The organism is Brockia lithotrophica (genome assembly GCF_003633725.1).
GTDB lineage: Bacteria > Bacillota > Bacilli > Thermicanales > DSM-22653 > Brockia > Brockia lithotrophica.
Genome location: NZ_RBIJ01000002.1, coordinates 49,356 through 68,490 on the forward strand (window position 1 = coordinate 49,356; position 19,135 = coordinate 68,490).

The 19,135-nt window shown below is 65.3% G+C and carries 16 protein-coding genes and 2 pseudogenes; 1 reads left to right on the plus strand and 17 read right to left on the minus strand.

What is annotated here, in order from left to right:
- Nucleotides 1-9: 9 nt before the first annotated feature.
- The 10 genes from rapZ to C7438_RS04260 all read right to left on the minus strand — a co-directional run bounded on the left by rapZ (nt 10) and on the right by C7438_RS04260 (nt 9,499).
- Nucleotides 10-918 carry an RNase adapter RapZ gene (gene rapZ / locus C7438_RS04215; protein ID WP_121444125.1) on the minus strand — a complete coding sequence of 303 codons (909 nt, stop codon included), beginning with the start codon at nt 916-918 and terminating at the stop codon, nt 10-12.
- A 128-nt stretch (nt 919-1,046) separates the two neighbouring features.
- Nucleotides 1,047-1,508 carry an NUDIX domain-containing protein gene (locus C7438_RS04220; RefSeq protein ID WP_252393324.1) on the minus strand — a complete coding sequence of 154 codons (462 nt, stop codon included), beginning with the start codon at nt 1,506-1,508 and terminating at the stop codon, nt 1,047-1,049.
- A gap of 247 nt (nt 1,509-1,755) precedes the next feature.
- Nucleotides 1,756-2,745 carry a thioredoxin-disulfide reductase gene (gene trxB, locus C7438_RS04225; protein ID WP_121444127.1) on the minus strand — a complete coding sequence of 330 codons (990 nt, stop codon included), beginning with the start codon at nt 2,743-2,745 and terminating at the stop codon, nt 1,756-1,758.
- A 212-nt stretch (nt 2,746-2,957) separates the two neighbouring features.
- Nucleotides 2,958-3,620 carry an imidazoleglycerol-phosphate dehydratase gene (locus tag C7438_RS04230; RefSeq protein WP_170143563.1) on the minus strand — a complete coding sequence of 221 codons (663 nt, stop codon included), beginning with the start codon at nt 3,618-3,620 and terminating at the stop codon, nt 2,958-2,960.
- A gap of 5 nt (nt 3,621-3,625) precedes the next feature.
- Complete coding sequence (gene hisD / locus C7438_RS04235; RefSeq protein ID WP_211322067.1) at nt 3,626-4,954, minus strand: histidinol dehydrogenase; 1,329 nt, start codon at nt 4,952-4,954, stop codon at nt 3,626-3,628.
- 52 nt (nt 4,955-5,006) lie between these two features.
- Nucleotides 5,007-5,822 carry a phosphoribosyl-AMP cyclohydrolase gene (gene hisI, locus C7438_RS09470; RefSeq protein WP_121444129.1) on the minus strand — a complete coding sequence of 272 codons (816 nt, stop codon included), beginning with the start codon at nt 5,820-5,822 and terminating at the stop codon, nt 5,007-5,009.
- A 52-nt stretch (nt 5,823-5,874) separates the two neighbouring features.
- The gene (gene hisF, locus C7438_RS04245) at nt 5,875-6,630 is read right to left on the minus strand and encodes an imidazole glycerol phosphate synthase subunit HisF (RefSeq protein ID WP_245956503.1); all 756 of its coding nucleotides are present in this window, start codon (nt 6,628-6,630) and stop codon (nt 5,875-5,877) included.
- 209 nt (nt 6,631-6,839) lie between these two features.
- The gene (locus C7438_RS04250; RefSeq protein ID WP_170143564.1) at nt 6,840-7,586 is read right to left on the minus strand and encodes a 1-(5-phosphoribosyl)-5-[(5-phosphoribosylamino)methylideneamino] imidazole-4-carboxamide isomerase; all 747 of its coding nucleotides are present in this window, start codon (nt 7,584-7,586) and stop codon (nt 6,840-6,842) included.
- A gap of 13 nt (nt 7,587-7,599) precedes the next feature.
- On the minus strand, nt 7,600-8,268 hold the full coding sequence (gene hisG / locus C7438_RS04255; protein ID WP_121444132.1) for an ATP phosphoribosyltransferase: 669 nt from the start codon (nt 8,266-8,268) through the stop codon (nt 7,600-7,602).
- A 52-nt stretch (nt 8,269-8,320) separates the two neighbouring features.
- Nucleotides 8,321-9,499: an ATP phosphoribosyltransferase regulatory subunit gene (locus C7438_RS04260; protein WP_121444133.1), complete on the minus strand. Its 1,179-nt coding sequence runs from the start codon at nt 9,497-9,499 to the stop codon at nt 8,321-8,323.
- A gap of 258 nt (nt 9,500-9,757) precedes the next feature.
- On the opposite strand from C7438_RS04260, the gene C7438_RS04265 reads away from it, so the two are divergent.
- The gene (locus tag C7438_RS04265) at nt 9,758-9,994 is read left to right on the plus strand and encodes a hypothetical protein (protein ID WP_121444134.1); all 237 of its coding nucleotides are present in this window, start codon (nt 9,758-9,760) and stop codon (nt 9,992-9,994) included.
- Between the two features lie 79 nt (nt 9,995-10,073).
- Here the strand turns inward: C7438_RS04265 and C7438_RS04270 are convergent, their stop codons facing one another.
- The 7 genes and pseudogenes from C7438_RS04270 to C7438_RS04295 all read right to left on the minus strand — a co-directional run bounded on the left by C7438_RS04270 (nt 10,074) and on the right by C7438_RS04295 (nt 19,063).
- Nucleotides 10,074-10,805, minus strand: a complete 732-nt coding sequence (locus tag C7438_RS04270; RefSeq protein ID WP_121444135.1) for an HAD family hydrolase — start codon at nt 10,803-10,805, stop codon at nt 10,074-10,076.
- Between the two features lie 155 nt (nt 10,806-10,960).
- Nucleotides 10,961-11,764, minus strand: a pseudogene (gene lgt / locus C7438_RS04275) (prolipoprotein diacylglyceryl transferase); the annotation flags it as partial.
- Between the two features lie 29 nt (nt 11,765-11,793).
- Nucleotides 11,794-12,846: an HPr(Ser) kinase/phosphatase gene (gene hprK, locus C7438_RS04280; protein ID WP_245956485.1), complete on the minus strand. Its 1,053-nt coding sequence runs from the start codon at nt 12,844-12,846 to the stop codon at nt 11,794-11,796.
- Nucleotides 12,847-12,885: 39 nt separating this feature from the next.
- Nucleotides 12,886-15,777 (minus strand): excinuclease ABC subunit UvrA, encoded by a 2,892-nt coding sequence (gene uvrA / locus C7438_RS04285; RefSeq protein WP_121444137.1) that lies wholly within the window; start codon nt 15,775-15,777, stop codon nt 12,886-12,888.
- Nucleotides 15,699-15,872: a UvrB/UvrC motif-containing protein gene (locus tag C7438_RS09700; protein ID WP_434963943.1), complete on the minus strand. Its 174-nt coding sequence runs from the start codon at nt 15,870-15,872 to the stop codon at nt 15,699-15,701. Before C7438_RS09700 ends, uvrA begins: the two co-directional genes overlap by 79 nt.
- Nucleotides 15,849-17,768 (minus strand): annotated as a pseudogene (uvrB, locus tag C7438_RS04290) (excinuclease ABC subunit UvrB); the annotation flags it as partial. The pseudogene uvrB and the gene C7438_RS09700, both read right to left, overlap by 24 nt.
- A gap of 2 nt (nt 17,769-17,770) precedes the next feature.
- Entirely contained in the window at nt 17,771-19,063 is a 1,293-nt protein-coding gene (locus C7438_RS04295) for a PDZ domain-containing protein (protein ID WP_121444139.1), read from the minus strand.
- Nucleotides 19,064-19,135 lie beyond the last annotated feature (72 nt).

The window sequence follows — 19,135 nt, forward strand, 5'->3', positions numbered from 1 at the left end:
GAAAGACGCTCATTCGGGCGGGGCGCACGCCGAAGACCGCTCGGCACGTTCGTCTTCTTCTCGGCGGACGTCGCGGTGAAACCGGCGCACTTCATACGTATCCGAAAGGCGGGCGGCAAGTTCCTCGGCGATGGCCACGGAACGATGGCGTCCGCCCGTACACCCTATGGCGACGACGACTTCCGGTTTCCCTTCGCGTTCGTAGCGGGGAAGGAGGAAGCGAAGGAGGTCTTCTACCCGGGAAACGAACTCAGACGCATCGGGATCCGCCATGACGTACTCCCGCACCTGCGAATCGCACCCTGTGCGCGGCCGAAGCTCGGGGTCGTAGTGGGGGTTGCGCAAGAAGCGCACGTCGAACACGAGGTCGGCATCCAACGGAAGGCCATATTTAAACCCGAAGGTGAGGAGGTGCACCTGCACCCGGGTTCTGCCGTCATCGCGCAGCACATGGCGAAAGAGGGTCTCCCGCAGCTCCTCCGGGCGCAGGTGCGTCGTATCGAAGACGAGGTCGGCCTTCGCCCGAAGTTCTTCGAGCAGCGCGCGCTCGCGGCGAACGGCGTCGAGGAGGGAGCCTTCGTCCGCGATGGGGTGACGCCGCCGCGTCTCTTTGTACCTCCGTATGAGCACTTCGTCGCTCGCCTCGAAAAAGAGGATCGTAGGGCGAATGCCCAGGCGCAACAGATCCGCGTACCCTTCCTTCCAAGCGGCGAGAAGGCCGCGCCCGCGGGCGTCGATTACGACGGCGACGTTTCGAATCCTCCCTTCGGCGCGGATCACGAGTTCGCCGAGCTTTCCCAAAAGGGATGGAGGGAGGTTGTCAACGCAGAAAAACCCCGCTTCCTCGAGGCTTCGCAGGGCCACCGTCTTTCCCGCTCCCGACAGTCCGGAAAGGAGGAAAAAGCGCACGTCTTCCATCGCCCGTCTCCCTCCCTCCCGCGGTTGGTCTCCCAAGCGTTGCTCGGCGCGCGGTCCTTCAGTCGGTTTCTTCGTCGGGAGCGTCCTCTTCGGAGTCCCAAAGTACGAGGGACATCACGGTTCGGCCCTTACACGGGGAGTGTTCCCGTGAGGCGGTGGGCGACGAGGGTGTAGTCTTCTTGGTAGAGAAACTCGCCGTGAAGGAACGACTCGCTTCCCAAAAGTTCGAGAATTGCGCGGCGGTCGCCGTCGGGCATGGGGAGAAAGTCGAGGTGCTCGACCTTCTGCCAGGCGAGGCTCCCCTCGCGGCAGAGGAAATCCACCTCCCCTTCCCACCGAGTGACCTCGAAGGTGTATAGCCTCCGCTCTTCCTTGGCGTCGTCGACGAACCGCAGGACGAACTCCCCCCGAAGGCGCATCTCGAGCGGGCGAAGTCCCGTCTCTTCGAAAACCTCACGGACAACGCCTTCCTCCGGGGATTCCCCCGGCTCGAGTTTTCCTCCGGGCAAAAACCAAAAGCCCGTGCTCGGCTTGCGGATCATGAGGATTCCTTCCGGCGAACGCAGAAGGGCGTTTACGATGGTCTTCATGCCGGTCACCTCACCGCCCTCTACTATAGCACCTTCACCTTTCGGGTACCACGTGCCCGTGCGCCGTGCGGGGATTCGGGAAAAAAAAATCGCGGGGTCGTCGTCCCCGCCGGAAACGGACCTCTATGGTGAAAGGGGGTCATTGCACCTTTAGCGTACACCCCCGATGCGCCCCACGGGTTAAGGTCCGTTCACAGGAACCTTAAAAGTTTGTTACACGGGTCACGTCCCTCTGCCGTAGGGCGCCTTACGGATGGACGGGCCGGCCTTCCTTGATCGCCTCCACGTACGCGAGGGCGCTCATTGCCGCCACGCTGCCGTCGCCGACGGCCGTGGCAACCTGCTTCAGCTCCTTTTTGCGGACGTCACCAGCGGCGAAGATTCCCGGAACGGCGGTCCGCATGGATTCGTCCGTGAGGACGTAACCTTGTTCGTCCGTGATGCCCAGAGAGCGGAATGCGGCGGAGTTGGGTTCCACGCCAATGTAGATGAACACCCCGTCCGTGGGGCGCACCCATTCTTCCCCGGTCACGACGTTCTTCAGGCGCACCGCCTCCACGCGCTTGTCGCCGAGGATTTCCGTGACTACCGTGTTCCAGATCACGTCCGTGCGCTCGTTGCGGAAGAAGCGGTCCTGGAGCGTCTTGATCGCCCGAAACTTGTCGCGTCGGTGGACGACGGTCACCTTGCGGGCGAAGCGCGTGAGGTACGTGGCTTCCTCCACGGCCGAGTCCCCGCCGCCGACGACGATGACGTCCTTATCCTTGAAAAACGCGCCGTCGCACACCGCGCACCAGGAAACGCCGCGCCCTGCGAGGCGATCTTCGCCGGGCACCCCCAGACGCTTGTTGTCCGCACCCGTCGCCAAGATTACCGCGTAGGCGAGGTACCGGCTCCCTTCGGCCGTGAACACGGCCCAGCGGTCGCCTTCCTTTTCCAGACCTGTGACCTCTCCGTGGGTGTGCTCGGCTCCGAACTTGAGGGCGTGTTCGAACATGATGGCGGCGAGCTCCGAACCCTTGATCGACGGATACCCCGGGTAGTTTTCGATTTCCTCCGTGTTCGTCATCTGGCCGCCGTGGACGTTCTTTTCCACGAGTAAGGTAGAGAGCTGGGCACGCGAGGCGTACAGCGCAGCGGTCATCCCTGCGGGGCCCGCACCGACGATTACGACGTCGTACTCCTTCGTCTCCGGCCCTCCGAGGCCGCCGATCGTAAACCCGAAGCCACCTACCATATCGACGCGATCCCTCCCGATCGGTGTTGTCGTATGCGGCTCCCGAAGCTGCGCGGGAAACGCCGTAGAGGCAAAACAACCACCCCCGCACGGTGCGGGCGGGGGTTACCTGGGATTTCCCGAAAGCCCGTCGGATCGAGAGATCCTGCCTCGGCACCATCCTACCAGCTCCCCCTCCGTTTTGCAAAGGGAGAGGGTACAGCGAACACCCTTCACTCGTCTGCGACGTCGTACTCCGCCTTTCCCGCTACGCCTGCGCTGAGGCCACGGCGTTCGGGAGAGGGAGAAAGCGCGTCCCCGAGCGCCATTCCGAAGGCGCGAAAGAGCGCTTCCCAGAGGTGATGGCCGTGTCTCGGGCGTACGCGGAGGAGATCGAGGTGGAGCGTGGCGCCGGCCCCTTGGACGAACCCCTCGAAAAAGGCCACGAGGTCTTCGGACGATACCCCCTCTGTCTCTTCGGGAAAGCGTTCGTCCACGTCCAGGTGGAGGTACGCCCGGCCTTCAAAGGCGAGAACGGCGCGGGCGAGCGCCTCGTCGAGTGCGGCGTAGGCGTAGGCGAAGCCGCGAACGCCGCGTTCCGCGAGCCGGTCGTGAAGCCGCGCCGCCGCGCGGCCGAAGGCCGTACCGACGTCTTCCGTGACGAGGTGGCGTAGGGGGAAGTGCGTGAGTTCTACGTCCACCTCGATTCCGAGGCCGCTCCGCCACGCAACCTGCTCGAGCATGTGGCTAAAAAACGGGTGCGGCGTCCGAAGCGCAAACTTCACGTCCGGGGTCGCCCCGCGAACGGCGAGGCCCACGACGACGCGCGATTCCCGCGTCGTACGCACGACGCGCACGCGAGGAAGGGCTTCGGAACGCGTTTCGGCATCGTTCACCCGCATCACCCCTTGTTTCCTTCTTGGAGTCGTACGCGGACGGCTTCGAGGTGGGCGGGAAACCCTTCTACGTTGGCGAAGGCCACGGCGTGGGGTCCGAGGGCACGCAGCCCTTCGGGCGTTACGTAGGCGAGGGAAGTGCGCTTCAAAAAGTCGTGGACGCTCACCCCGGAACTCCAGCGGGCAGCTCCCCCCGTAGGAAGGATTGCGTTTACCCCGACGACGAAGTTGCCCAAAGGGATCGTCGTGTGCGGGCCGACGAGAATCTCACCGGCATTCTGCAGGCGGAAGACGGCCGCCATAGGATCGGAAACGTGGAGGAGGAGGTGTTCCGGGGCGTAGAGGTCGGCAAAGGCAAACGCCGTTTCCAAATCCGGAGTGAGCACCGCTCCGCCGTATGCGGCAAAAACGTTGCGCACGAACGAACGGCGCGGTTCGGGAAGACTCTCCACAAGCTCGGGAAGGAGCTCCGCCACCGCTTCCACGAGCTTTCGCGACGGCGTCACGAGGAGGGCGGCGGATTCGGGGCCGTGTTCCGCTTCGACGAGGAGGTCGCGGGCGACCCAATCCGGTCGGGCGGACGCATCGACGAGGATGAGGGCTTCCGAAGGCCCCGCAGGCAGTCCTGGGTCGATGCTCCCGTACAAGAGGCGCTTCGCTTGGGTGACGTAGCGGTTGCCCGGACCGAGGATCTTGGGGAAACGAGGTACGCTCTCCGTCCCGAAGGCCGCCGCCGCCACCGCCTGGGCCCCGCCCACCTTGTACACCTCGCGGATGCCGAGGACCTCGGCGGCGTAGGCCACGGCAGGGTCGAGAGTTCCTTCGGCGTTGGGGGGCGTAAACACGGCGATCTTCGGCACCCCGGCAACCTGGGCGGGTACGGCGAGCATGAGGAGTACAGAAGGAAAGCTTCCCTTGCCCCGCGGCACGTAGAGGGCGACAGAGGGAATAGGGGTCACCTTTTCTCCGGCAAACACCCCGGGGACGACCTCGCCCCAGCTGATCGGCGGGGGCAGCTGGCGTTCGTGGTGTCGACGGATGTTCGCCGCCGCCGCATCGATCGCTTCGCAGACGTCCGGCCGCTCTCGGCGAAGGCGTTCCGCCTGAGCGGCGATTTCACCTTCGTCGGCGCGAATCCTCCCCCCCGGGAGGCTTACGCCGTCAAACCGACGCGTGAATTCGAGCAGTGCCGCGTCGCCGCGAAGGCGCACGTCTTCGAGGATGGCGCGAACCGCTTCTTCCGTCGCGGCGATGTCCGCCTCCGCACGGCGGAGGAGGCGTTGGAAATCCGGATCGCCTTCTCGACCCGGAGCGTAGGCGTAGATGCGGAGCAACGGGTTTCCCTCCCCTCGCCCGGGTGCCTCGACTTCCCGGGCGCGTACAAACTCATCCCTTTCGCGGAAAAGCGCGGGTGTGCTTTACGTCGCGGGCACCCTCTAGCCTCCGATACAAGGCCGAGGCCACTGCCCCAAAGTCCATCTCGAGCTCCGCAAGGAGCACGCTTACGTGGTAGAGCACGTCGGCGAGCTCTTCGGCGAGCTCGTCCTTGCGCCCCGCCTGCGCGGCGAGGATCGCTTCCGTGGTCTCCTCGCCGATCTTCTTGAGGATCTTTTCCCGCCCCTCGCGAAAGAGGTAGGCGGTGTAGGACTTCTCCGGAGGTTCGGTGCGGCGCGCGGCGATCACGCGCGCGAGGCGTTCCAAGACGAACCCAAGATCCCGAGCGGCAAGCCCTTCGAAAGGGGGCGGCTCCGAGGCGAGGTACGACGGAGGAAAGGGGTAGGACCATTGCCCTTCGGAGCTTGCCTCCGAGCCGGAGGGCGGAGGGGCAGAAGGGGCCCCTTCGTCTTCCGTCCGGCCTTCCGCCCGAATCAGGAGGGGGCGGTGGAAGCACGACCACTCCCCCGTGTGGCAGGCCGGACCGAGTGGGTGCACGTACGCGGCGAGCGCGTCGCCGTCGCAGTCGAGGACGAGAGCCTCGACCTTTTGGCGGTTGTGGGAAGTTTCGCCTTTGTGCCAAAGCGCGCGGCGCGAACGGCTGTAGAGCCAGGTTTCCCCCGTCTCCAGCGTCCGACGAAGGGCCTCTTCGTCCATGTACGCGAGGGTGAGGAGGTCCTTCGTCCGCGCGTCCACGAGGACGACGGGGAGAAGCCCGTCCGTAAACCGAACCGCCTGCCAAAACTCCTCACGCGTAAGCGCGGGCACCGTATCGCCTCCTCTCTCGCATGGGTGTGCGGAAGCCCGGCCCACGGCGACATCACGCGGACGGGGGGAGATGTACGGGAATTCCACGGCGCGCGAGCGCCTCCTTTACCTCACGTACGGTGAGGATCCGGTCGTGAAAGACGGAAGCCGCGAGGGCCGCTTGGGCCCGCGTCCGTTCGAAGACCTCGATGAAGTGCTCGAGCTTCCCCGCCCCGCCGGAGGCGATCACGGGTACGGGAACTTCTCGGGCGATGCAGTCCGTAAGGAGCAAGTCGTACCCCCGTTGCACGCCGTCGGCGTCTACGCTCGTGAGGAGGATTTCGCCCACGCCACGCTCGACGGCCTCCCGGGCAAAGGCGCGGGCGGAGTACTCCGTAAGTACCTTTCCTCCGCGAATGGCGACGACGTAGCCTCGGTCCTCCGTCCACTTCGCGTCGAGGGCGAGGATGAGGCGTTCGGAGCCCACACTTCGGGCCACTTCTTCCAGGAATGCCGGACGTTCGACCGCATAGGAGCCGACGGATACCTGCGTCGCTCCGGCGTCCAAGAGCCGAAGCACGTCGTCCAACGAGCGGATCCCGCCGCCGACGATGAGGGGTAGGTTCGTGCGCGAGCGTACCGCACGCACGAGGTCGAGTCGCGTCGCGCGCCCCTCTTCCGTGGCGGAAATGTCGAGCACGGCGAGGGCGTCGGCTCCCTCCTCCGCATACCGGGCGGCGAGCTCGGCAACATCTCCGATGTCCCGCAGGGCGATAAAGCGGACTCCTTTGACTACCCGACCATCCTTTGTATCCAAGCAAGGGATGATTCGGCGAGGGGCTTGGGAACGAACCGCATCCTTTTCGGGGGCGGAAACGGTTTCCGCACACGCATCCGACGACGTTCCGTCTCGAGGTTTTTCGAATTCGGCTCCCACGGCGGTCTCCTCCTTACGGATCCGACTGCCAAAACTCGGGGAAAAGTTTCGAGGGCGTGACCTTCGTCCTCGCGACAGACCGGAGTACCCGCCCCCGCGCGTTACGCCTGCCGTTCTCTGGAAACGTCCTCGGCGTTCTCGGGAGGGACAAACAGCTCCCAGGGAATGCGCCCTTCGAGGAAGGCACGGCCGACCACGACGCCGGAAATTCCCCGCGGAGCGTATTCCCGCACCCGAATCACGTCCTCCGCGGTGTGAACACCGCCGGCGATGACGACGGAAAACCCCCGATCGGCGAGAACCAGCGCCCCCTCGAGGTCGACGCCCGAAAGCGTCCCATCGCGTTCGACGTCCGTGTAGAGCACGCGGCGGACGCCGGCCCCTGCGAGTTCGCGGGCGACGTCGTCGAGGTCGCGTTCGAGGGCTTCGGTCCAGCCGCGAAGCTGAACGCGGCCGCGGCGGACGTCCAGGGCCACCGTGACACGCTCTCCGCCTCGGTCGAGGATCTCTCTCAGGAACGCCGGATCCGTAAGCGCCCGCGTTCCTACGACCGGCCAGTCAACCCCGAGAGAGACGTAGCGAAGAAAGGTTTCGAGGTCGCGGATCCCGCCGCCGACTTGGAGGCGAAAGCCGCGCGCCTTGAATTGGGCTACGAGGGGGAGAATTTGCGGCGTACCCGTAAACGCCCCCCCCAAGTCGACGAGGTGGACGTACGGAATTCCTTGGGCGGTGAGCCTGTCGGCCCATTCTAGGGGATCGCCGAAGGTAAGGCGCTCGTGTGGGTTTCCGCGTACGAGGCTTACAACTTCCCCGTCCAAGATGTCTAACGCCGGAAAGACCGTGAACAACGCGTTTCCCCCCTCAGCCTTCCGGGTCAGGCGGCCGTACGGACAAGGCAGCTTCGAGGCAGGCGGTCAGGGCGGCGATCGCTTCGTCCTTGAGGCGCAAGCTCGCCCGATTGGCAACGAGTCGGGCGGTGACGGGGGCGATGGTCTCGTATTCCTCGAGGCCGTTTTCCCGCAACGTCCGCCCCGTCGCTACGATGTCGACGATGAGGTCGGCAAGGCCGACGACGGGGGCGAGCTCGATCGAACCGCTCAAGGCGATGACGTCGGGATACAGCCCGCGGCTGGCGAAAAACTCCCGCGCCACCCTCGGGTACTTCGTGGCCACACGCAGGGCCTGAGGGCCTACTTCCCGGTACGTACGCCCGCGCCCTTCCTTACGCCCGGCCACCACGAGGCGGCACGCCCCGATCCCCAAATCGAAGAGTTCGTAGACGTCCTCGCCGGCCTCGAGAAGGACGTCCTTGCCCACGATTCCCACGTCCGCCACGCCGTAGCGTACGTACACGGGAATGTCCACGGGCTTAGCCAAAAGAAAACGCCGTCCTTCGTGTTCCCATACGAGGCGCCTGGGTTCCTCCGCAACGCCGAGGGGGCACCCCGCGCGGGCGAAAAGCTCCCCGACCTCGGAAAAGAGCCGCCCCTTGGGGACGGCGATCGTGAGCCCGCGCGCCGCGTCCACCATCTCCCTTCCCCCCTTGCGCAGGAGGCGAATGAGCCTTCGCCGCGCTTCTGTCCTAGGAAAACACCCGAACCTCCACGCTTTCCGCGATCCCCAAACCTGCGGGTACGGAAGAGGCGGCGACGGTCGCACCCGCGACGTCGTGCAAAGGTTCGAGGACGGCCACCCTTCCCGTACGCCGCACCTCTTCCGCCTCCCGAAACGCCTCGGAAAAGCGCTCCGGCGCAAAGAGGATCCGTACGACGGGCGGCGACGGTGGCGGAGGGAGGAGAGATGCGAGAAGCCCCGCGTCGACCGCAAACCCCAAAGCCGGAAGACCCCGCTCCCCTTCCCGGGTGAGGAGGGAGTCGTACCGTCCGCCTACGAGGAGGGGAACCCCCGTGCCCGCGACGAATCCTTCGACCACGATTCCCGAGTAGTAGGCATGTTTGGGCAGCATCGGGAGGTCGACGTAGAGCGCGCCTCCCCGACCAATTCGGTCGAGGTGCTCGGCCACGGCCTTGAGTTCTCCGACGGGCGGCGGCAAATCGGCACCCCAAGGCCCCTCGCGCACCAGGCGGTCAAACACAGACGCCGGCTCCCCACGCCAAGAGAGGAACCGCGCGAGGATTTCCCGCGCCCCGGGATCGAGAAGTTGGGCTTCCCGCCGGAAACGCACCCAATCGCGTTCGCGCAAGGCGGCGTGGAGGGATGCCGCCTTCCCGCCGGAGACCCCGAGTACCTCGAGGAGGTACGGGAAAAACCTCGCGTGGCCGATTGCCACGCGAAACCGTCGGCCGGAGAGGGATAGGGCTTCCTCGGCAAGGGCCAAAACTTCGACCTCCCCCCACGGCGGGGACAGGCCCACGAGTTCTAGACCTACTTGCCTCCAGGTCGCCCGCTCTCCCCCGCCGTTCGTACGACGAAAGACGTCGATGGCGTACATGAGGCGGACGGGGACGTCGGCCATGTGCGGAAGGAGGTTCTTCAAAAAGCGGACTACGGGCAACGTACCGTCCGGCCGCAAATAGAGGAGTTCGCCGTGGGGGCCGATGAGCGTAAACGCCTGCGCTTCGTCCACGCCCAAGGCGCGCATGGCCTTGGCTTCCTCGACGGCAGATGGAACGAAGGGAAGGTACCCCCAGGCGGAAAAGCGCCCAAGGAGTTCGCGCTCCACGCGCTCCCTCCGCCGCACCTCCTCGGGCAGGAGGTCGCCAAATCCCACGGGTACGGAAAAGCGTGCGACTTCCCCCATCGCCCTCTTCCCTTTCCCAGCGTTTCTCGGGTGCGGCACCCCGCCGTTAGGCGCTCCTTTACCTTGGTACCATGGTAGCGAAGTAAAGACATCCTCAGTGTACAGGCGTGCCCGAGGAAAGTCAAGAAAAAAAGCCCTCCTCTACTTCTGCGTGTTACAATGGTCGCAAAGAAGTATGCGCTTTCATCACTTTGTACGGGAGGGCTGTAGCATGAAGCTTTTGGCATCCGCGTCGCGCCGTCGTTTCGCGAAGGCAACGTGTACCGCATATACCCCTACGTGCATCGAATGACCAACGTCGAAACGGTGTTCGTGGACGCATACCTCGTGGGGAAGGTCCTCTACCCGGAACGCTTTGCCGATGTCGACGTCCGGAAAAAAGCCGAAGAAATCTACGGGTTTTTCTTCGGCGAAAAGGGCAAAGGCGTTTTGGAGGCGATCGAACGTGAACTTGGCCCTGCAGGCAAGATCGATCTTAGAAGCGGAAAGCAATAAACCTCTAGCCTAACATGCAAAAAAGGGCGCGCCTTGGGTCGCACCCTATCGCCTTACACATGTAAAGATACAGCCAGCGTCAAAGCCGTCCGGAAGAACCGCCCTCGCGCGTGCGAGAGAGCGCGATGAGAAGCTCGTGCGGAGAAAAAAGAAGGGGTGCATCTCCGTCAGCGTTCGTGCGGGCGAGGGGGCTCCACCCCGCCCAAGCAAAGTGCACGCCGGCACCCTGTGCCGCCAGGCGATCTTCGGGCTGGTCTCCGATCATGAGGGCGTAGGTCGGTGGAACCTTCAGGCGGGCGAGAGCGGTGCGCACGGGTTCCGGATCCGGCTTGTGGCGCTCCACGTCCTGATAGGCGACGAGCGTGGCAAAGCACGGGGCGAGGCCCAACTTGTGTACCCCGTATTCCAGCGTGCGCCGGTGGCGGTTTGTCACGACGGCGGCGGATATCCCGGCTTCTTTGAGGGCACGGAGGAGTTCGGGAACGCCGGGGAAGACGCGCACGCCCTCGGCAAAGCGGCGTTCGTGGTCCTCCCGGTAGCGCGCGGCGAGTCGGGCGTACTCTTCCTCCGTTCGGCCGGGAAAATACAGGCGCAACTGGGCGTCGAGGGTGAGGCCTAGGTTGCGCCGTACGTCTTCGGGGCGAAAGCGCCCCGGGGCCTCCTCTTCGAGAAGGCGCATCATGCTCTCTACGATGAGACGCTCGGTGTCCACGAGCGTACCGTCGAAGTCGAAGAGGACGGCCCGGACATGGGCGAGGTCGGGGAAGGGATGTCCGTCCCGGGCGGAGGGCAGGGGCATGCGTTCGTTCATTTTGCGTCTCCCTTCGTGTCGCGTGCGTCGCGTTCTTCCCGAGTGGCGGACGGCAGCGTATCCGCTTCGCCTCGGCCCGTGTGCGAATCCTCCCGTCGTTCGTCACCGTTCTCCTGTCCTTCCAAGAGAAGGGGGCTTCCCGGCAAGACGAGCGGATCGGCGTAGCGCACGGACGGGCGGCGGAGCGCCGCCCAGACGAGTCCCAGAACCCCCGTGGCGACAAGGAGGAGGCTCACGACCTGGGCGGCCCGGAGCGTGGGGGAGAGCATGAGGGAATCCGTCCGCAACCCTTCAATGTAAAAACGCCCCACAGAATACCACACGAGATAGGAAAAGAGGAGACTTCCGCGGGGAAGGTTGTACCTTCGCAAGGTGAGAAGCACGAGGAAACCGAGAAAGTCCCAGACGGATTCGTAGAGAAACGTAGGGTGGACGTAGGTTCCCCCGATGTACATCTGCTCGATGATCCAGTCCGGGAGGTGGAGGGATTCGAGAAAAGACCGAGAGACCGGACCGCCGTGGGCTTCTTGGTTGAAGAAGTTTCCCCACCGCCCGATCGCTTGCCCGAGGATCAGGCTCGGTGCCGCGAGGTCGAGAAGGCCCAAGAAGTCGAGGCGCATCCTCCGGGCGTACCACCAACCGACGAGAAAAGCGCCGATGAGGGCGCCGTGGATGGCGAGGCCTCCCTTCCAGACGGCGAGAATGTCCTCCGGATGCAGGCGGTAGTAGTCCCACGTAAAGGCGACGTAGTAGAGGCGGGCAAAGATCACGGCCACGGGAACGCCATACAAGAGGAGGTCGAGAAAGACGTCTACGGGCAGGCCGTAGCGCCTTTTCCCTTCCCGGGCGGCGACGAAAAAGCCGAGGAGCGCGCCGAGGCCGATGAGGAGGCCGTACCAGCGCACGGCGATGGGGCCGAGCTGCACGGCGATAGGGGAAAGCGGTGGACGGTGGGGCATGGTCGGAAGAAACCTCCCAAAAGTACGAATTAGGCCTTTTCGTCGAGCACCTGGCCGAGGCGCTCGGCGAATTCGCGGGCGGAGTGGTACCCCATCTGTTTCAGGCGGAACTGCATGGCCGCCACTTCGATGAGCACCGCGAGGTTGCGGCCCGGCCGCACGGGGAGCACGACCATGGGTACCTCGACGTCGAGGAGGCGCGTGGTCGTCTCATCGAGACCCAGGCGGTCGTAAGAGCGATCTTCATTCCACGGTTCGAGGTGGATCACGAGGGCGATGCTTTGGCTTTCCTTGACCGCCCCTGCACCGAAGAGGGCCATGACGTCCAAGACGCCGAGGCCGCGGATTTCGATGAGGTTGGCAATTACGTCTGGAGCCTCCCCCACGAGGCCGTTGTCTGAGGTCTTGTGTATTTCCACAGCGTCGTCGGCGACGAGGCGGTGGCCACGCTTCACGAGTTCCAGCGCCGTTTCGCTCTTCCCGATCCCGCTCTCCCCGGTGAGCAAGATCCCGATCCCGTACACCTCTACGAGGACTCCGTGGATCGTCGTGCGCGGGGCGAGTTCCGCCTCGAGGAAGCTCGTGAGCTTGCCCATGAGGTGCGTCGTCGGGACGTCCGAAAGGAGAACGGGGACGGCGGCCTCTTCGGCGGCGGAAAGGAGTTCGGGAGGGGCTGCCTCGCCGTGGGCGACGACGACGCACGGAGTTTCGGGAGATAGGAGGCGGCGAAAACGCTCGAAGCGGAGGGAGGCGGGGAGGTCGGCGACGAAAGACACTTCCGTCTTCCCGAGGACCTGCACGCGCTCGGGCGGATGGTAGGCAAAGTGACCGGCCAGGGCGAGCCCCGGGCGGTGGAGTTCGCTCACGAGGATGGGGCGCCTAAGACCCGCCGCACCGGCCACGAGGGTGAAACCGAAGCGGCGGACCAGGTGTTCCACGACGAGCGGTTCGCCGGGGCGACGCGTGCGCAGAGGAAAGGAGCGAAGCGCCGTGTGAAACGGCGCGCGCGGCGAAAACCGGGGCTCGCCGGTTTCTTCTGTAAGGGAACCGTCGTCGATCCGCTTCGGCGACACGCGTCTCACCCTTTCGTCTTTCGGGTTTCCCGGGTGGTATCGTCGGTCCTAACCCTCGTTGCCTTGCTCACGCACGGAAAGGGGGACGCGCTCCCGCGAGAGGATTTCCCGAAGGAAGCGCCCCGTGTGCGAGCGCTCTACGGCCGCAACCTCCTCGGGCGTCCCTGCGGCGACGATTTCCCCGCCCCCCGCTCCGCCTTCCGGACCGAGGTCGATGATGTAGTCGGCGGACTTCATCACGTCGGGATTGTGCTCGATGACGATCACCGTGTTTCCCTGATCGACGAGGCGCTGGAGCACCTCGAGCAGGCGACGGACGTCGTCGAAATGGAGACCGGTCGTCGGCTCATCCAAGATGTACACCGTCCGCCCGTTCGTCCGGCGGTGAAGCTCGGCGGCGAGTTTCACGCGCTGCGCCTCGCCTCCCGAGAGGGTCGGCGCCGGTTGCCCGAGGCGAATGTACCCGAGGCCCACGTCTTGGAGGATCTTGAGGTGGCGCTCGACGGCGGGAATCGCGGCGAAAAACTCGTACGCCTCATCCACGGTCATCTCCAGGACGTCGGCGATCGTCTTCCCCCGGTAGCGTACTTCGAGGGTCTCCTTGTTGTAACGCTTCCCCTTGCACACGTCGCACGTCACGTAGACGTCGGGGAGGAAGTGCATTTCGATGCGGACGACGCCGTCGCCCTTGCACGCCTCGCACCGCCCGCCTCGGAGGTTGAAGCTGAAGCGCGCCTTTGTGTACCCGCGCATCCGCGCCTCGGGCGTCTGGGCGAAGAGTTCGCGAATGTGGTCGAAGACGCCCGTATACGTCGCCGGGTTGGAACGCGGAGTCCTTCCGATGGGCGACTGGTCGATCTGCACGACCTTGTCCACGTACTCAAGGCCGGAAATCCCCGCGTGGGCGCCGGGACGCACGCGGGCGCCGTGGAGCTTTTGGGCGAGGGCGCGGTAGAGGATCTCGTTGACGAGCGTGCTCTTTCCCGAGCCGGAAACCCCCGTGACGACCGTGAACACCCCCAGGGGGAAGGCGACGTCGATGTTCTTGAGGTTGTGCTCCCGCGCCCCGTGGACGACGAGCCAGCGGCCGTCCGGTTTCCTCCGCGCGGCGGGTACGGGAATCGATCGCCGTCCGGAGAGGTACTGTCCCGTGAGCGATTCCGGATGGCGGGCGATTTCGTCGGGCGTTCCCGCGGCGACGACGCGGCCGCCGTGTTCCCCCGCACCGGGGCCGATGTCCACGACGTAGTCGGCAGCCCGGATCGTCTCTTCGTCGTGCTCGACGACCACCACCGTGTTCCCGAGGTCGCGCAGCTTCTGGAGCGCGCGGATGAGCCGCGCCGTGTCCCGCGGGTGCAGGCCGATGCTCGGCTCGTCGAGGACGTAGAGGACGCCCGTGAGGCCGGAACCGATCTGGGTGGCGAGGCGAATCCGCTGTGCCTCCCCACCGGAGAGGGTGCGCGTCGGCCGGTCGAGCGTGAGGTAGTCGAGCCCCACCTCTTGGAGGAAACTCAGACGGGCGAGGATTTCCTTGAGGATCGGGCGGGCGATCTGCGCCTCTCGAGGGGGAAACTCCAAGGTGCGGAAAAACTCCAGCGCCTCCCGCACCGTGAGGGCGCTTACCTCGGCGATGGATTTTCCCGCTACCTTGACGGCGAGGGCTTCGGGGCGAAGCCGCGTCCCACCGCAGGCACCGCACACCTCTTCCGTCATGTATCCCTCGATCCACTCGCGCACGGCTTCGGAGTCGGTCTCCCGGTAGCGGCGCTCGAGCAGGGGGACGAACCCCTCGAAGCGCACGGCGACATCGCGGGTAGACCCGAATTCGTTTTGGTACCGAAAACGGACGACGTCCTCGCCTCCGTAGAGGAGGACGTGCCGCGCCTCATCGGGAAGGTCCCGGAACGGAGTACGGGTGTCGATCCCGTAGTGGGCGGCCACGGCTTCGAGGAGCTGCTCGTAGTACGTACCGCGGGATTCGGCCACGGGGGCGATCGCCCCTTCGGACAGCGATTTCCCCGGATCGGGAACGACGAGGTCGGGATCGACGCGAAGGGTCGCTCCGAGCCCGTGGCATACGGGACACGCCCCGTGGGGACTGTTGAAGGAAAACAGGCGGGGAGTGAGCTCGCCGATCGTAAACCCGCAGATCGGACACGCGTACTTCGCGCTCAAGGTGAAGCTCTCCCCGCCCACGACCTCGACGGTGACGAGGCCGTCGCCGAGGGCGATGGCCGTCTCGAGGGAATCGGCAAGCCGACGCTCGATCCCCTCTCGCCGCACGAGCCGGTCGACCACCACCTCGATCGTGTGGCGACGGTTTTTGTCGAGAACGATGTCCTCGCCGAGCTCGCGGAGCTCGCCGTCCACCTTTACGCGCACAAACCCCTGGCGCCGCAGTTCTTCGAAGACGCGTACGTGCTCACCCTTCCGATCCCGTACGACGGGGGCGAGGAGGAGAAAGCGGGTGCCTTCCGGCAGGGCGAGAATTCTTTCGACCATCTGTTCAACGGTTTGGGCGGCAATGGGAATTCCGTGCACGGGACAGGTCGGCGTGCCCGCGCGGGCAAAGAGGAGGCGCAGGTAGTCGTAAATTTCCGTGACCGTCCCCACGGTGGAGCGTGGGTTGTGGCTGTGGCCCTTTTGGTCGATGGCGATGGCGGGGGAGAGGCCGTCGATGGCGTCTACGTCCGGCTTATCCATGAGCCCGAGGAATTGCCGCGCGTACGCGGAAAGGGACTCCACATAGCGCCGCTGCCCTTCCGCGTACAAGGTGTCGAAGGCGAGGGAGCTCTTCCCCGAACCCGACAGTCCCGTGAACACGATGAGGCGGTTCTTAGGGAGGTCGAGGTCGATCCCCTTTAGGTTGTGGACGCGCGCTCCGCGGATGGCGATGACGTCCCGCCGTGCCTCGCCCCGGAACGCCGCTTCTTCAGCCATGCACGATCCCCCTTGAGCTCGATGAGCAAATCCCGAATCTCCGCCGCCCGTTCGAAGTCCAGATGCTCAGCCGCCTCCCGCATTTCCTGCTCCAGGAGGGCGATGGTCTCGTCGTCCACCGGCCCCGAACCCACGCCGTAGCGCCGGCGCAGCTTCTCCCAGGCGCGCGAGCGTCCCGCGTCGCTGGGGCGCGTCGCCCGTGTGAACTCGTGGACGGCCTTGCGCACGGTTTCCGGCGTGATCCCGTGCTCGCGGTTGTACGCTTCCTGAATCCGCCGCCGGCGGTAGGTCTCATCGATCGCCCGACGCATTGCTTCCGTGACCGTGTCCGCGTAGAGGATCACGGTCCCGTTCGCGTTGCGCGCCGCACGGCCGATCGTCTGGATGAGCGAAGTCTCGCTCCGGAGGAAGCCCTCTTTGTCCGCGTCGAGAATGGCCACGAGGGAGACCTCCGGCACGTCGAGCCCTTCGCGGAGGAGGTTGATGCCCACGAGGACGTCGAACTCGCCCAGCCGCAGGTCGCGGATGAGCTGAAGGCGTTCGATCGCGTCGATGTCCGAGTGAAGGTAGCGGGCGCGGATCCCCAAGTCGTTCAGGTAGTCCGTAAGGTCTTCGGCCATGCGTTTCGTGAGTGTGGTGACGAAGACGCGTTCGTCCCGTTCGATGCGTCGCCGAATTTCCCCTACAAGGTCGTCGATCTGCCCCTTCGTCGGCCGCACGAATACCTCCGGATCGAGGAGGCCCGTAGGCCGGATGATCTGTTCGACGACCACACCGCCGGACTTCTCGATTTCGTAGGGGCCCGGCGTCGCCGAAACGAAGATCGCCTGGTGGATCCGCTCCTCGAACTCGTCAAAGCGGAGCGGCCGGTTGTCGAGGGCGGAGGGTAGGCGAAATCCGTACTCCACGAGCGTCTGCTTCCGCGAAATGTCGCCGTTGTACATCCCGCGAATCTGCGGGATGGTCACGTGCGACTCGTCGACGATGAGGAGGAAGTCCTCTGGGAAGTAGTCGAGCAAGGTGTAGGGCGGGGCCCCCGGCGGACGACCGGTGATGTGGCGGGCGTAGTTCTCGATGCCCGGACAGTACCCCATTTCCCTGAGCATTTCGATGTCGTAGCGCGTCCGCTGCTCGAGGCGTTGCGCCTCGAGGAGCTTCCCCTGGGCCCGAAGTTCGGCCAGACGTTCTTCGAGCTCGCGCTCGATGTCGCGAATCGCCCGCGCGAGGTTCTCCGGGGTGGTCACGTAGTGGGAGGCGGGAAAGATCGCCACGTGGTCGCGCTCCGCGAGGACCTCCCCCGTAAGGACGTCGATCTCCGTGATTCGCTCCACCTCGTCGCCGAAGAACTCCACCCGAATGGCCTGTTCGCTTCGGGAAGCGGGGAAAATTTCGAGCACGTCGCCGCGCAGGCGAAAGGTCCCCCGGACAAACTCGTAGTCGTTGCGCACGTACTGGATGTCCACGAGCTTGCGCAGGACCTGTTCGATCGGGCGCACCATCCCTACGCGGAGGGAGAGCACGAGGTCGCGGTACTCCCGCGGGTCCCCCAATCCGTAGATTGCGGAAACGCTTGCCACGACGATCACGTCACGGCGCTCGAACAAGGCGCTCGTCGCCGAGTGGCGAAGCTTATCGATCTCGTCGTTGATCGTCGCGTCCTTTTCGATGTACGTATCGGTCTCCGGAACGTAGGCTTCCGGTTGGTAGTAGTCGTAGTAGCTGATGAAGAACTCCACCGCATTTTCGGGAAAAAACGACTTCAACTCGCTCGCCAACTGCCCCGCAAGCGTCTTGTTGTGGGCAATGACGAGCGTGGGGCGCTGCACGCGGGCGATCACGTTGGCGATCGTAAACGTCTTCCCCGTACCGGTGGCACCGAGGAGCGTTTGAAATCGCTTGCCCTCTTCGATCCCGCGGACGAGAGCCTCGATCGCCTGCGGCTGATCTCCCCGGGGTTCGTAAGGGGCGCGGAGGCGAAATCCCTGGGACATGCTCACCCCCTCCATTCCTCCGAAATTATACCACCCGACGTAGGGTGTGCGGACGGCTTTGCCTCAGACGAGGTTTCGCCGTCCACGGCTTCCGCACGGGGGACGGGAGCATACCCGCGCAAAAGGGCGATCCCGTGCTGCGGCGGCGGGGCCGAACGCCGCGGATCGAAGCGGCGGGGGGCAAACACGAGGCCGAGGAGCGGGGGATCTCCTTCGTAGCGCCCGCGCTCGCGGTAGAGGATTTCTCCGTCCACATCCTTGAGTTCGAGTTTTACGTAGGCCGGACGTCCCTGAAGGGCGGCGTAGGCGTCCTGCGGGTCGCGAACGGGCGTACCGTTGACGCTCACGAGGCGCATCCCCGGTCGGATGCCGAGTTCTGCCGCAGGGGAACCCTCGACGACGGCGACGATCGTCGCCTCCCCTCCCTCCTGCCACGGCGAGGTCATCGCCCGCGCGGCGGCGCGCTCCCGAAATTCCTCGGCGGCCAGGAGAACCGCCACGAGAACGAGCATGGCCGTCGCCCTCGTCTCGCCCGTGGGAAAGAGGACGAGAAGCGGCGAGACGAGCGCCCCCACGGCAGTTACGGCGGCCCGGATCCGGAGTTCTGCCCCGATGGGGCCGCGCGCGCTGCGCACCTGGAGCACCCAAGGGAGTAGCGCCGGCCAGAGAACCCACGGGCCTTCTCCGAAACGCCCCACGGGGGGAGAAAGGGAAGCCCACGCCGCAGGAAGCAAAAGGGGCAGGGCGAGAACGCCCTCGGCGACAAAGGCGGTAACCGCCCCGCCCCGCGAATTCCGAAACACGTACGGGCGCGACGCGCCTTCGGGGTATGCGAAAAGGAGCCCCGCCTCCGCGAAGAGGAGAGCGGAAAGCACAAGTACCTCCGTACCCCCCGTGCGCAAGAGCGGGGGAAGGACGCCGAAGGCGGAAAGGGCCGCGGAGATCGTCCACACGGCGGAAGGGCGAAGCCAACGCAGGCGCAACAGGAACAAGAAGAGGGCGACGACGAGTGTACCGAAAAACGTCGAGACGGTCGGGGAAGGCGAGGGAGGGACAAAGGTGCCGGAGGCCGGGAGGCGTTCGGAAAAGCCCAAGGCATGTCCGGCAAAGAGAAGGGCGGCGACGGCCGCCCCACCGAAAAGCGAGCCAAAGATCCCCCACCACAGGCGCGGTCTTGCGCGGCGGAGGCGGACGCCGGCTATGCGCCGCTCGCCTTCGACGGCCCGTGCGCACACGAGCCAGCCTACGGCGATCCAGACGAGAACGGAAAGCGTCGGCCAAAGAACGCCCTCCACCGGCCTCTCCCCTTCCCTCTTTCTCCCCCGAAGACTCGCCGAAACCGAGGGCTCTCTTGGCCCCAAGGCGCC